At 63.1% G+C, this 12,610-nt stretch carries 14 protein-coding genes, 1 pseudogene and 1 riboswitch; of the genes and pseudogenes, 12 read left to right on the forward strand and 3 right to left on the reverse strand.

Annotation, left to right across the window (positions count from 1 at the left end; translation table 11 throughout):
- Positions 1 to 12: 12 nt before the first annotated feature.
- The 4 genes from FJ543_RS25915 to FJ543_RS25930 all read left to right on the forward strand — a co-directional run bounded on the left by FJ543_RS25915 (position 13) and on the right by FJ543_RS25930 (position 3,071).
- Positions 13 to 474, forward strand: a complete 462-nt coding sequence (locus FJ543_RS25915; protein ID WP_015318820.1) for an RT0821/Lpp0805 family surface protein — start codon at positions 13 to 15, stop codon at positions 472 to 474.
- A gap of 100 nt (positions 475 to 574) precedes the next feature.
- A complete protein-coding gene (locus FJ543_RS25920) occupies positions 575 to 1,507 on the forward strand; it encodes a J domain-containing protein (protein WP_015318819.1) in 933 nt (310 codons plus the stop codon).
- A 105-nt stretch (positions 1,508 to 1,612) separates the two neighbouring features.
- Complete coding sequence (gene fabI / locus FJ543_RS25925) at positions 1,613 to 2,431, forward strand: enoyl-ACP reductase FabI (protein WP_015318818.1); 819 nt, start codon at positions 1,613 to 1,615, stop codon at positions 2,429 to 2,431.
- 52 nt (positions 2,432 to 2,483) lie between these two features.
- Entirely contained in the window at positions 2,484 to 3,071 is a 588-nt protein-coding gene (locus tag FJ543_RS25930; RefSeq protein ID WP_015318817.1) for a histidine phosphatase family protein, read from the forward strand.
- Positions 3,072 to 3,091: 20 nt separating this feature from the next.
- Here the strand turns inward: FJ543_RS25930 and FJ543_RS25935 are convergent, their stop codons facing one another.
- On the reverse strand, positions 3,092 to 3,355 hold the full coding sequence (locus tag FJ543_RS25935) for a DUF1344 domain-containing protein (RefSeq protein ID WP_015318816.1): 264 nt from the start codon (positions 3,353 to 3,355) through the stop codon (positions 3,092 to 3,094).
- A gap of 183 nt (positions 3,356 to 3,538) precedes the next feature.
- On the opposite strand from FJ543_RS25935, the gene aroC reads away from it, so the two are divergent.
- On the forward strand, positions 3,539 to 4,654 hold the full coding sequence (aroC, locus tag FJ543_RS25940) for a chorismate synthase (protein ID WP_140878117.1): 1,116 nt from the start codon (positions 3,539 to 3,541) through the stop codon (positions 4,652 to 4,654).
- Between the two features lie 89 nt (positions 4,655 to 4,743).
- On the forward strand, positions 4,744 to 5,844 hold the full coding sequence (gene ribB / locus FJ543_RS25945; protein WP_140878119.1) for a 3,4-dihydroxy-2-butanone-4-phosphate synthase: 1,101 nt from the start codon (positions 4,744 to 4,746) through the stop codon (positions 5,842 to 5,844).
- A 19-nt stretch (positions 5,845 to 5,863) separates the two neighbouring features.
- On the opposite strand, the gene FJ543_RS25950 is transcribed toward ribB, so the two are convergent.
- The gene (locus FJ543_RS25950) at positions 5,864 to 7,084 is read right to left on the reverse strand and encodes an MFS transporter (RefSeq protein ID WP_140878121.1); all 1,221 of its coding nucleotides are present in this window, start codon (positions 7,082 to 7,084) and stop codon (positions 5,864 to 5,866) included.
- Positions 7,085 to 7,204: 120 nt separating this feature from the next.
- On the opposite strand from FJ543_RS25950, the gene FJ543_RS25955 reads away from it, so the two are divergent.
- Together FJ543_RS25955 and FJ543_RS25960 are read left to right on the forward strand one after the other, a co-directional pair.
- Positions 7,205 to 7,813, forward strand: coding sequence for a TetR/AcrR family transcriptional regulator (locus FJ543_RS25955; protein ID WP_140823329.1), 609 nt, complete (start codon positions 7,205 to 7,207; stop codon positions 7,811 to 7,813).
- Between the two features lie 90 nt (positions 7,814 to 7,903).
- Positions 7,904 to 8,887: a hypothetical protein gene (locus tag FJ543_RS25960; protein WP_246678883.1), complete on the forward strand. Its 984-nt coding sequence runs from the start codon at positions 7,904 to 7,906 to the stop codon at positions 8,885 to 8,887.
- A gap of 116 nt (positions 8,888 to 9,003) precedes the next feature.
- Here the strand turns inward: FJ543_RS25960 and bluB are convergent.
- Positions 9,004 to 9,678: pseudogene (gene bluB / locus FJ543_RS32005) on the reverse strand (5,6-dimethylbenzimidazole synthase); the annotation flags it as partial.
- A 2-nt stretch (positions 9,679 to 9,680) separates the two neighbouring features.
- Positions 9,681 to 9,863: riboswitch (cobalamin riboswitch) on the reverse strand.
- A 178-nt stretch (positions 9,864 to 10,041) separates the two neighbouring features.
- Between bluB and FJ543_RS25970 the strand changes: the two are divergent.
- From FJ543_RS25970 to FJ543_RS25985, 4 genes are all read left to right on the forward strand, one after another.
- Positions 10,042 to 10,968 carry a histone deacetylase family protein gene (locus FJ543_RS25970; protein WP_140878125.1) on the forward strand — a complete coding sequence of 309 codons (927 nt, stop codon included), beginning with the start codon at positions 10,042 to 10,044 and terminating at the stop codon, positions 10,966 to 10,968.
- A gap of 3 nt (positions 10,969 to 10,971) precedes the next feature.
- A complete protein-coding gene (locus tag FJ543_RS25975) occupies positions 10,972 to 11,223 on the forward strand; it encodes an exodeoxyribonuclease VII small subunit (RefSeq protein WP_015318808.1) in 252 nt (83 codons plus the stop codon).
- Positions 11,224 to 11,315: 92 nt separating this feature from the next.
- Positions 11,316 to 11,582 (forward strand): DUF2277 domain-containing protein, encoded by a 267-nt coding sequence (locus FJ543_RS25980; RefSeq protein ID WP_015318807.1) that lies wholly within the window; start codon positions 11,316 to 11,318, stop codon positions 11,580 to 11,582.
- A gap of 38 nt (positions 11,583 to 11,620) precedes the next feature.
- On the forward strand, positions 11,621 to 12,541 hold the full coding sequence (locus FJ543_RS25985; protein WP_140878127.1) for a pirin family protein: 921 nt from the start codon (positions 11,621 to 11,623) through the stop codon (positions 12,539 to 12,541).
- Positions 12,542 to 12,610 lie beyond the last annotated feature (69 nt).

Below are 12,610 nucleotides of genomic sequence, written 5' to 3' on the forward strand. Positions count from 1 at the left end.
GGAGGTTGCCGATTGTCGCGTATCGCGCAAGCTTTTGACAGCAGGCAATGGGGCGTTATCGCTTCAGCCAGCACGAAAGCGGCGATCGTGGCAGTCGCCCTGCCGCTCGCGGCTTGCGGTGCAGGTGGCTTCAGCCTGGAGAAGGCCGAAGTCGACCGCTCGATCCTGACCAGCAGCACATCGGCTTCGCCCAAGCCGGCCGATTCGGATCGGGACTCCGACCAGACGACGATCGGCAATGCGGTATCGTCCGCCGATATCGAGCAACTCGGCGGCCAGGCGGTGCCGTGGGCGAACACCGGCACCGGGTCGCGCGGCTCCATCACCGAACTGGCGGAATTGAAGGACAGCGGCCAGACCTGCCGCCGCTTCAAGGTTTCGCGCGAAAGCTTTGACGGCGTTGCCATGTTCCAGGGCGAACTCTGTCTTGCCGGTGCCGGCGGCTGGCGCATGCAGGGCTTCAAGGCACTCTGATTTTCCGCCGTTGATATGAAGGTCCGCTACTGGAATTTCTTCCTATGCGAGCGCATATAGGGGGCAAGTATGGACTCAACTCATTTCCAGGGCAGGAAGCATGCGCGACCCCTATGAGGTGCTGGGCGTTGCAAAGAACGCATCGGCCAAGGACATAAAATCGGCGTACCGGAAACTCGCCAAGAAGCATCATCCGGACCAGAATCCGAATGATCCCAAGGCGAAGGACCGTTTTGCCGCGGCCAATCAGGCCTATGAGGTCATCGGCGACGAGAAGAACCGTGCGGCTTTCGATCGTGGCGAGATCGACGCCGACGGCAAGCCGCGTTTCCAGGGTTTTGAAGGCGCGGCGGGCGGTGGCGACCCCTTTGCCGGGTTCCGCCGCCAGCAACAGGGCGCCGGAGGCTCGCGATTCGAGTTCCGCTCGGGCCGTCCGGGCGGCGATCCGTTCGACGGCAATAGCGATATCTTCAGCCAGATCTTCGGCGATGCCTTTTCAGGCGCGCGCGGGCCAGGCGCGGGCGACCGCCGCCAGACGGCGACAGCAGCCGACCTGAACGTCACGCTCGACGTCACCATCGAGGAAGCGGCCAATGCCGAGAAGGTGACGGCGATGTTCCCGGATGGCCGCAAGGTTGCGGTCAAGCTGCCGGCCTATGTCGAGGATGGCCAGACCATCCGGCTGAAGGGCCAGGGCGAGCAGGGACCGGGCCAACCCGGCGACGCACTGGTCAAGATCCATATCCGCCGGCATCCACGTTACCGCATCGAAGGCCGTGACCTGCACGCCGACCTGCCGGTTTCGCTGGCCGATGCGGTGCTGGGCGCCAAGGTGCCGGTCGAGACGCCGACAGGCAGGCTTGCGGTCAACGTTCCCGCCTGGTCGAGCTCGGACAAGGTCCTGCGGCTCAAGGGCAGGGGCTTGCCGGAGAAGGCCGGGGGCCATGGCGATCTCTATGCCCATGTGCGCATCATGCTGCCGGAAGGCGGCGACAGCGCGCTGGAATCGCTGTTGCGCGGCCAAAAAGGCTGATCGAGAGCTTTTGTCCCCCGAACTGTCCGCTTTGAACGCTTGAAGGGGCTGTATGCCTGTGCGATAGGCACTCCACAAAGCAGATATCTTGCGGAGAACACGCATATGGCGGGTGGACAGGGCCTGATGGCCGGCAAGCGCGGCCTGATTCTTGGCGTCGCCAACAACAGGTCGATCGCTTATGGCATTGCCAAAGCCTGCGTCGATCACGGCGCCGAGATCGCGCTGACCTATCAGGGCGAAGCCTTCAAGAAGCGCGTCGAGCCGCTGGCGGCGGAACTGGGCGCCTTTGTCGCCGGCCATTGCGACGTAACCGATCCGGCGAGCCTGGACGAGGTCTTCGCCAATGTCGCCAAGCATTGGGGCAAGCTCGACTTCCTCGTGCACGCCATTGCCTTTTCCGATAAGGACGAGCTGACCGGCCGCTATGTCGAGACGACGCGCGACAATTTCCTGCGCACCATGGACATTTCAGTCTATTCCTTCACCACCATCGCCAAGCGCGCCGAAGCGCTGATGACCGAGGGTGGTTCGCTGCTGACGCTGACCTATTACGGCGCCGAGAAGGTCATGCCGCACTATAACGTCATGGGCGTCGCCAAGGCGGCACTGGAGGCCAGCGTGCGTTATCTCGCTGTCGACCTTGGCGCCAAGAAAATTCGTGTCAATGCCATCTCGGCCGGCCCGATCAAGACGCTTGCCGCCTCCGGCATCGGCGACTTCCGCTACATCCTGAAGTGGAACGAATACAATTCGCCGCTGAAGCAGACGGTCACGCAGGAAGAGGTCGGCGATTCCGGCGTCTATTTCCTGTCCGACCTGTCGCGTGGCGTCACCGGCGAAGTGCACCATGTCGATTCCGGCTACCACGTCGTCGGCATGAAAGCGGTCGACGCTCCAGATATTTCGACGGTCAAGGATTAGGTCTCCCCGCCTTTCCTCCTTCCAGGCCCTGGCCCGATCTCCGGAAGAGCTGATGTACCCGCTGGTTTATATCGTGCGCCACGGCCAGACCGCGTGGAATGCCGAGTTCCGGCTTCAGGGCCAGGCCGATACCGATCTCAATGCTCTCGGCCGCGAACAGGCGAGCGCAAACGGGCATCGGCTGGCCGAACTCGTCGGCGCTCCCCAGGAATTCGACTTCGTCGCCAGTCCGATGAGACGCACGCGCGAAACGATGGAACGCATCCGCGCCGCCATGAGGCTCGATCCGCTCGCCTATCGAACCGATATCAGACTGATTGAAGTCAATTTCGGCGATTGGCAGAGTTTTACCTTCGCCGAGCTTGAGAGGCAGTCGCCCGGCGCGAGCCGATCCCGCGCGCTGGACAAGTGGAATTTTCAGCCGCCAGGTGAAGGCGCGGAGAGTTACCAGATGCTGCTCGAACGGGTGAAGCCATGCTTCGGTGAACTTCGGGGGCAGACGATTTGCGTGACGCACGGGGGCGTCATGCGCACCCTGTTTCGCTTCGTGCTTGATATGCCCGAGGACGAAGCCGCGAACCTGGAGATACCGCAGGATCGCGTGCTCAAACTTGAAGGCAGGAGCCTGGAGTGGCTTTAGGACGCCGGTGACGCCAACTCCTAGTTCGTGTCGCTGTCACCCGGCAGCTGCATGTCGGTGACGACGTTTTCGCCATCAGTCACATCGTAAGCAATGACGATGTCCATCCCCGGCTTCAGCGCATCGAGATCGGTTTCGGCGTTCAGCTTGTAGGATTTGCCGTCGTCCAGCGTCAGCGTCAGCGCATCCTTGTCGATCTTCTTGATCAGGCCTTCGGTCTGCCCGGCAAAGGCGGCGGTGGAGAGCAGCAGCGTGGCGGCAACAGCGCCAATCAGGGTACGCATCATCGTCCTCTTTGGTCATTGCGCCGGCCTGGGTGGCGGCGGATCCTCAACGGCGAATGGAGGAGAGCAGAAACCAACCGAATGTGTCAAAACTAAATCCGTCGGATCACAGTTTGACCACTGTGGAAAACGCCAATAGAAGGCTGGCTTCAGCCGGTTTCGATGCCGGGCAGGGCACTTTCCATGTCTCACAACACGTTCGGCCATCTTTTCCGCGTCACCACCTGGGGCGAGAGCCATGGCGCGGCGCTCGGCTGCGTGGTCGATGGTTGTCCGCCGGGTATCCGTTTCACGCGCGATGAAATCCAGGCCGAACTCGACAAGCGCCGCCCGGGCCAGTCGCGCTTCGTCACGCAGCGCCGCGAGCCGGACGAGGTGAAGATCCTCTCAGGCTTCGTCTTGGACGAGGACGGAGAGACGATGATCACCACCGGCACGCCGGTGTCGATGCTGATCGAGAATGTCGACCAGCGCTCCAAGGACTATGGCGAGATCGCCCGCCAGTACCGGCCCGGGCATGCCGACTACACCTATGACGTCAAATACGGCGTGCGCGACTATCGCGGTGGCGGCCGCTCCTCGGCGCGCGAGACCGCTGCCAGGGTCGCTGCCGGCGCGCTCGCCCGCAAGGTGGTGCCGGGCATGGTGGTGCGCGGCGCGCTCGTGTCGATGGGCGAAAAGTCCATCGACCGCGCCAACTGGAACTGGAATTTCATCGGCGATGCCGAGAACCCGTTCTTCACGCCGGATCCGGCTTCGATTCCTGTTTTCACGCGGTACCTCGACGGCATCCGCAAGGCCGGTTCCTCGGTCGGCGCGGTGATCGAGATCGTCGCCGACGGTGTGCCTGCCGGCCTCGGCGCGCCGATCTACGCCAAGCTCGACCAGGACATCGCGTCCGGCCTGATGTCGATCAACGCCGTCAAGGGCGTCGAGATCGGCAATGGTTTCGAGGCCGCCCGCATCACCGGCGAACAGAATGCCGACGAGATGCGCATGGGCAATGACGGCAAGCCGGTGTTCCTGTCCAACAACGCCGGCGGCATCCTGGGCGGCATCTCGACGGGCCAGGCGATCGTCGCCCGTTTTGCGGTGAAGCCGACGTCGTCGATCCTGACGCCCCGGAAGTCGATCGACAAGGACGGCAACGACGTGGAGGTGATGACCAAGGGTCGCCACGATCCCTGCGTCGGCATCCGAGCCGTGCCGATCGGCGAGGCCATGGTTGCCTGCGCCATTGCCGACCACTATCTGCGGCATCGAGGACAGACGGGGAAGGGAATAGGCGGTAGGGAATAGGCAGTAGTCAGTGGTCAGCTGCCAGCCCGACCCTTTTATTCCCTAACCCTAGCCCAGTCCCTATTCCCTGCGAGCGAAGCGAGCATTCCATGTCTTACGACCAGAAGAAGATTGTCGAAGCCATCCGCGCCTTCGAACGCGGCGAGATCGTCGTCGTCATGGACGATGACGGGCGCGAGAACGAGGGCGACCTGATCGTCGCCGCCGTCCATTGCACGCCGGAGAAGATGGCCTTCATCGTTCGCAACACGTCGGGTATCGTCTGCACGCCGATGCCGCGCGAGGAGGCTAAGCGGCTGAACCTCGCGCCGATGGTGGCCGACAATGATTCGGCCCACACCACCGCCTTTACCGTCAGCGTCGACTTCAAGCATGGCACGACGACAGGCATTTCGGCCGACGACCGCACGCTGACCGTGCGCAACCTCGCCAACGGCAATGTCGGCGCCTCCGATTTCGTCCGCCCTGGCCACATCTTCCCGCTCATCGCGCGCGAGGGCGGCGTCTTGATGCGCTCGGGTCATACCGAGGCGGCGGTCGATTTGTGCAAGCTCGCCGGCCTGCCGCCGATCGGCGTGATCTCGGAACTGGTCAACGACGACGGCACCGTCAAGCGCGGCCCGCAGGTCGCGGCTTTCGCCGAGGAGCATGGCCTCAAGCAGGTATCGGTCGCCGACCTCATCGCTTACCGGCAGCGCAAGGAGACCCTGGTCGAGCGCGTCGCCTGCTCCGACATCGAGACGCTGGGTGGCAAGGCCCAGGTCTTCACCTACACGCTGCCCTGGGACACGATGCATCACGTCGCCATCGTCTTCGGCGACATCCGCGATGGCGAGGAGGTGCCGGTGCGGCTGCATTCGGAGGATGTGGTGACCGACGTGTTCGGAACCAGCCACCGGCTCGACGGCATCATGAAGGCGATGGGCGAACGCAAGCGCGGCGTCATCGTCTATCTCAGGGAAGGCTCGGTCGGCGTTGCCCACCAGGAGCGCAACCGGCCGGCGCCAGGCGACCGCGAGGACCATGAAGAGGCGCGCCGGCGCGAGAGCGAATGGCGCGAGATCGGCCTTGGCGCCCAGATCCTGAAGGACCTCGGCATTTCCTCGATCAACCTGATTGCCTCGCGCGAGCGCCACTATGTCGGCCTCGAAGGCTTTGGCATCCACATCGCTAAGACCGAGATCATCTGAGCTCGACAAACCCCGCCTGTCACTCGGCCGGGATTGCCGCCTCGCATCGTTCCAACTCGCATTCGTGGGTGGCGAGGCTGCGCTGGCCGAGCAGCACCGTGATCAGCGCGATAGCGCCTGACGTCACCGAGACCCAGAATCCGTTCTGGGCGCCGAATGCATCCACCACGGCGCCGGCGGCGAAGGAGCCCAGCGCCATGCCGATGCCGATCCCGGTGGTTACCCAGGTGATGCCTTCGGTCAGCATCGCTTCCGGGACATGCCGCTCGATCAGGCCGAAGGCGGTGATGAAGGTCGGCGAGATCGCCACGCCACTGATGAAGACAGTCAGCGCGAGCGCTGGCACGGTGCTGGCGGTAAGCGGCAGCAGTGTGCCGAGCGCGACCAAGGCAACCGCGATGGCGAGCTGGCGCTGCAGCGGTGCTTTCAGGTTGAGCGCGCCGATGATGATGCCGAGCACGAAGGAGCCCAGCGCATAGACGCCGATGACGAGACTGGCAGTGCCCGGCTGGCCGAGTTCCTTGGTGATCGCCACTGTGCTCACCTCCGTCGTCGCGAAGGTCGCGCCGATGAAGATCATGGCGAAGGTGATGATTTGAACCGGCCCCAGGCGGATTGCCGAGCCGCTGGAGCCATGGTCCACCGGCCGCACTTGCGGCTCGGTCGAACGCTGCAGAATGAAGGCTGTCGAGCCCAAGGCGAGGAACAGCGTGCTGACGAGCACGCCCGCTTCCGGGAACAGCGCGGCGCTGAGGCCCACAGATAGCGATGCGCCGGCGATATAGACCAGTTCGTCCGCCGCCGACTCGAAGGCGAAGGCGGTGTTCATCTCGGACCGGCCCCGGAAAATCTCGGTCCAGCGCGCCCGCACCATGGCCGGCATGCTTGGCATTGCCGCGGCCAGCAGCGCCGACGCGAACAGCGTCCATACCGGCCAGTCTTGATTGGCCGATGCGATCAGGGCCGCGAATGCGAGCACGGAGATGATGGTGGTGGGTACGACAACCCGCGTCTGGCCGAGGCGGTCGACCAACCTCGATATTTGCGGCGCCAGGAAGGCATTGGCCAAGGCGAATGTCGCCGAAACCGCACCCGCCAGCCAGTATTCGCCACGCGTCTGCGACAGCATCGCCACGATGCCGATCGGCGCCATGGCGATCGGCAGGCGCGCCATGAAGCCGGCGGCGGCAAAGCCCGTGGCTCCGGGAGCGCGAAAGATTTCCGAATAGGGGTTTTGCATGATCCTGTTCCTCGACAAGGGGCGATTCGACAATTACATACGAGACGTATAAGTGTTAAATAGAGCATACGTCGCGTATGTCAATTGGCATACGGAGCGTATGTAAGTAAGGCCAGAAGCATGCATCGACCGCGCAAGGAGATGATCGCCGAGACACGCGCCAAGCTGATCGCCGCGGCGCGCCAGGCTTTCGGCACCATCGGCTATGCCGAAGCGTCGATGGATGATTTCACCGCGTCGGCCGGGCTGACGCGCGGCGCCCTTTACCATCACTTCGGCGACAAGAAGGGACTGCTTGAGGCGGTTATCGCCGAAATCGACGCGGAAATGGCGGCCCGGGTGAATGAGGTCGCGTCGCGGGCGCCGACCCGCTGGCAGCATTTCGTCGACGAATGCACCACCTATATCGAAATGGCGCTGGAGCCGGAAATCCAGCGCATCATGTTCCGGGATGGTCCGGCTGTGCTGGGCGATCCGGCACTGTGGTCGAATGCCAATGCCTGCGTCGGTTCAATGACCGATCATCTGACAGCGCTGCAGCGGGAAGGGGTGGTCGTCCCCGGCGTCGACCCGGAGTCGGCAGCGCGGCTGATCAATGGGGCGAGCAGCCAGGCCGCGCAGCGCATCGCCAATTCGCAAGATCCCGAAACGACATCGAAGATGGTGGTGGCCGCGTTCAAGCAATTGCTCGAAGGCCTGCTGAAAAAGCCGGAAGCGCTTTCAAGATGAACCACCATGGCAGTCCCGCCACTGCCTGCAATTGACAATAGCCGGTTTGAGCGCATCCTCCGCAGCCATCTCTGAGGGGAGATTCGGGGCATGTGGGATTTCGATATCGGCAGGTCGGTGTCCATCATGATGCGGACCTGGCCTTTCATTGTCTTTCGCATGATCGTCTATTTCGGCATCACGCTGGCCTACATCGTGGCCACCGGCACCGGCGCCTCCGTCGGCTATGGCGTCGGCCATATTTCTACCGATCCCGACGGACCATTGTCTTTTGCGATGTGGGGCGGCGTGGTCGGTTTCGGCATCGTCTCGATCGCCGTCTACTGGATCCGCGAATACATCCTCTACGTCGTTAAGGCGGGCCATATCGCCGTCATGGTGCATCTGATCGACGGCCATGATATTCCCAACGGCCAGAACCAGATCGCCTACGCGAAAGAGGTCGTGACCGAGCGTTTTGCCGAGGCCAACATCCTTTTCGTCGTCGACCAATTGGTCAAGGGCGCCATACGCGCCATCACCGGCCTGCTCGGCGGCATCGCGGCCTTCCTGCCCATTCCTGGCCTGAGCGGCCTGGTTTCGTTCCTCAACACGGTGATTCGCCTGTCGCTGACCTATGTCGACGAGATCATTCTCGGCTACAACATCCGCATCAGTTCGTCCTCGCCGTTCGAAACCGCGCGCCAAGGCGTTGTGCTCTACGCCCAGAACGGCAAGACCATGGTCAAGAATGCCGTCTGGCTAGGGGTCATCATGTGGGGCATGTCGTTTGTGATTTTCCTGCTGATGCTGGCTCCGGCAGCCGCTATTCTTTACGTCATGCCCGGGCAGCTCGCCGGCTGGGCTTTCGTGCTGGCAATCGTCTTTGCCTGGGCTTTCAAGGCGGCCTTCATCGAGCCGTTCGCCATTGCCTGCCTGATGCAGGTCTATTTCAAGACCATCGAGGGTCAGGTGCCCGATGCCGCCTGGGACGCCAGGCTGGCCGAAGCCTCGTCGAAGTTCAGGGAACTCAAGGACAAGGCACTGGCTTCTTTCGGTGGCTCACGGTGGGGCACTGCCGGCGCGACGAGCTGATCAACCGGGCTGGCGGGCGCACCGGCGACGGTGCCGAGGCGCGCCACTGCTGATTTGAGCGGCGCTTCGCCTTGCCCGCGAAAAGTCTCGCTCATGATAAGCTCGGGCAACGGCAGCCGCCGGCCCCAGCCGTGTGTTTCGAGATCCGGCTTCGGTGCGAACTCGGAAACACGGCCGACGCAGAGATAGGCGATCGGTGTCACCTGATCGGGAATGGCCAGCAAGCTTTTCAGCGCTTGCGCCTCGATGATGCTGACCCAGCCGACGCCAACGCCTTCGGCGCGTGCCGCCAGCCAGAAATTCTGCACCGCGCAGACCGTGCTGTAGAGATCCATCTCCGGATTGTGCCAGCGCCCCAGCGGCGAGCCTTTCGAGCGTTCGCGGTCGCAGGTGATGCAGATGTTGAGCGCGCTTTCGCAAATGCCTTCGAGCTTGAGCTTGCGGTAGAGCGCCTGCCGTTCTGCCTCGATTTCAGGCAGTTCCCGTTCTCGCGCGGCCAGGAACAGGTCGCGCACTTCCGCCCGCCGCGCGGCATCGCGAATGACGATGAAATTCCAAGGTTGCATGAAGCCGACCGATGGCGCGTGGTGGGCGGCAAGCAGCAGCCGCGCCAGCACCTCGTCGTCGATGGCCTCCGATGTAAAATGGCTGCGGACGTCGCGCCGCGTGAAGATGGCGCGGTAAACAGCGTCGCGCGCAATCTGGTCAAATCCATCGCCCATTGGAGCGGTCATAGCTTCCGGCATCGCTTGTCCCCTTGCGATTGCAATCGATGTCATCCGCCTGACCATGCGGATGACGATGCCTGCCCGGCCGGTCTTCTGGCTCGGGATCAACCCGCGTCCGGTGCCTTCCCGTCATCGACAGTGGCATTTACCGGCGCGGTCCCCCTCACAGCGTTGGGCACGCCACGGAGTTCAACCGTGTTCCCGATTCTCCCGCCAGGGCATTTGCAGCCAAGTGGAATCACTTGGCGTCGCAAAATGCGGCTAAAACAAACAGACCGGCAGGCACCAGGCAGTAGCGGCAGTCTTACTCCGAAGGGCCGGCGACGCCAATGCCCGCAGCGACATGAATGGACGCAGGTTCGATTTTCCCCAGCGATCAAGCTGCAACGCATGGCCATCACGGCGCCGGGGCACTAGATAGGGGGCATGGCCACCCGTCTCTACACGCACCCGATCTTTCTCGAACACATCACCCCGCCCGGTCACCCCGAGCGGCCCGACCGCCTGCGCGCCATAGAGCGCGTGCTCGACGACGAAGCTTTTGCCGCGCTTGACCGCGTCGAGGCACCGCAAGGCGACGAGGCGACCATCCTCTACGCGCATCCCGCCGATTTCGTCGCGCGTGTCCGCGCCGCCATCCCCGACGAAGGCATTGCCCGCATCGACGCAGACACCACCGCCAGCCCGAAAAGCTGGCAGGCGGTGATTACGGCGATCGGTGCCGCCAATGCCGCCGTCGACGACGTCTTTGCGGGCCGCGCCGACAACGTCTTCGTCGCCGCCCGTCCGCCCGGCCACCATGCCGAAAAGACCACGGCCATGGGCTTCTGCTTCTTCAACACGGCGGCAATCGCAGCGCGCCATGCGCAGAAGAAGCACGGCGCCGAGCGTGTCGCCGTCGTCGACTGGGACGTGCACCACGGCAACGGCACGCAGGATATTTTTTGGGACGATCCCTCGGTGCTCTATTGCTCGACGCACCAGATGCCGCTTTATCCCGGCACGGGCGCGAAGAGTGAGACCGGCGCCGGCAACATCGTCAATGCGCCGCTGGCGCCTCGGACCGGCAGCGAGGTGTTTCGCGATGCGTTCCTGTCGCGCGTGCTGCCGGCACTCGACAATTTCGCGCCGGATCTGATTATCATTTCGGCCGGCTTCGACGCGCACCATCGCGACCCGCTGGCGGAAATCAATCTGACCGAGAACGATTTCGACTGGGCGACCGGCCAGCTGATGCAGCGCGCCGCAATCCACGGCGGCAACCGGCTCGTCAGCCTGCTCGAGGGCGGCTACGATCTGCAGGGATTGGCATTTTCGGTCGCCGCCCATGTCGGGCGACTGATGAAAGGATGAATGATGACCGGTGAGATCAACGAAGACGTCAAGGCGATGAGCTTTGAACAGGCACTCGACGCACTGGAGAAGATCGTCGATGATCTGGAGCGTGGCGACGTACCGCTCGACCAGTCGATCCGGATTTACGAGCGCGGCGAGGCGCTGAAGGTTCATTGCGACCGGCTGCTGAAGGCCGCCGAGGACAAGGTCGAGAAGATCAGGCTGTCGCGCGACGGCAAGCCGGTTGGAACCGAGCCGCTCGACGCGGACTGAGGTCCGGAGCAGCCTTATCGGTTTTTGGACACGATCATCATTGAGGATACAGTTCGTCCCGATTGAAACGGACAAGAGGAGATACGGAAGCGATGTGCAGAAACATCAAGACCCTGTTCAATTTTGATCCGCCGGCAACCAACGACGAAGTCCGCGACGCGGCACTGCAGTTTGTCCGCAAGCTGAGCGGCACGACGCGGCCTTCTGCCAAGAACCAGCATGCGTTCGATCATGCGGTCGAAGCCATCGCGGCATCCGCACGCGAATTGCTCGATTCCCTCGAAACCCACCAGCATCCTCGCAATCGCGAAGAGGTGGCGGCCAAATTAAAAGCGAAAGCGGCGATCCGGTTCGCCTGATATGCCCAAGCGCCACTGACCGCTGACGAGGAGAGTTCATGAGCTTCTTCCCCGGCAAGGACCCTGAGGCCGGCGATGCCTTCGCCAGCGACCAGATCGAGCTGATGGTTATCCCTAACGCCAAGGACATTGGCGGTTTCGAGGTGCGTCGCGCCTTGCCGACCGCCAAGCGGCGCTTGGTCGGGCCGTTCATCTTCTTCGATCGAATGGGTCCCGCGATCATGCGCGCCGGCCAGGCGCTCGATGTCCGCCCGCACCCGCATATCGGCCTGTCGACCGTGACCTATCTGTTCGACGGCACGATCAGGCATCGCGATTCGCTCGGCACCGAGATGGTCATCCAACCCGGCGACGTGAACCTGATGACGGCTGGTCGCGGCATCGTCCACTCCGAGCGCACGCCGCAGGAATTGCGCGGCGCGCCGATGTCGATCTCCGGCCTGCAGACCTGGTTGGCTCTGCCGGACGGCAAGGAAGAGGTGGCGCCGGTGTTCGAGAACACAGCGGCGCTGCGGCTTCCCGAAATCGACGCCGAAGGCGTCAGCGGCCGCGTCGTCATCGGCGATTTCCAGGGTTTGCGGTCTCCGGTGCGGGCCGATTCCGAGACACTCTATGCAGATTTGCGGCTGGCGCCCGGCGCCAGCGTCAAAATCCCGGCCGATGCCGAGGAGCGCGCCATCTACACGCTGGAGGGCGAGGTCTCGATTTCGGGTGATGTCTTTCCAGCGGAACGGCTGCTGGTGTTCCGGCCCGGTGACGAGATCGTCATATCGTCATCGACGGGTGCGCATTTCATGCTATTCGGCGGCGCGTCTCTCGGTTCGAAGCGCTACATCTGGTGGAATTTCGTTTCCTCGTCCAAGGAGCGCATCGAGCAGGCCAAGCAGGAATGGAAGACCGGCCGCTTCGATATCGTTCCTGGCGATGAGAAAGAATTCATCCCGTTGCCGGAAGGCTGAGAAGATCGGTGAGGGGCTGACCGTCCGCGTCAGCGACACGCATTTACTTTCGCCGGCCGGCGGCCTATC

Origin of the sequence: Mesorhizobium sp. B2-5-7 (assembly GCF_006440875.1) — a bacterium.
Classification (GTDB): Bacteria; Pseudomonadota; Alphaproteobacteria; order Rhizobiales; family Rhizobiaceae; genus Mesorhizobium; species Mesorhizobium australicum.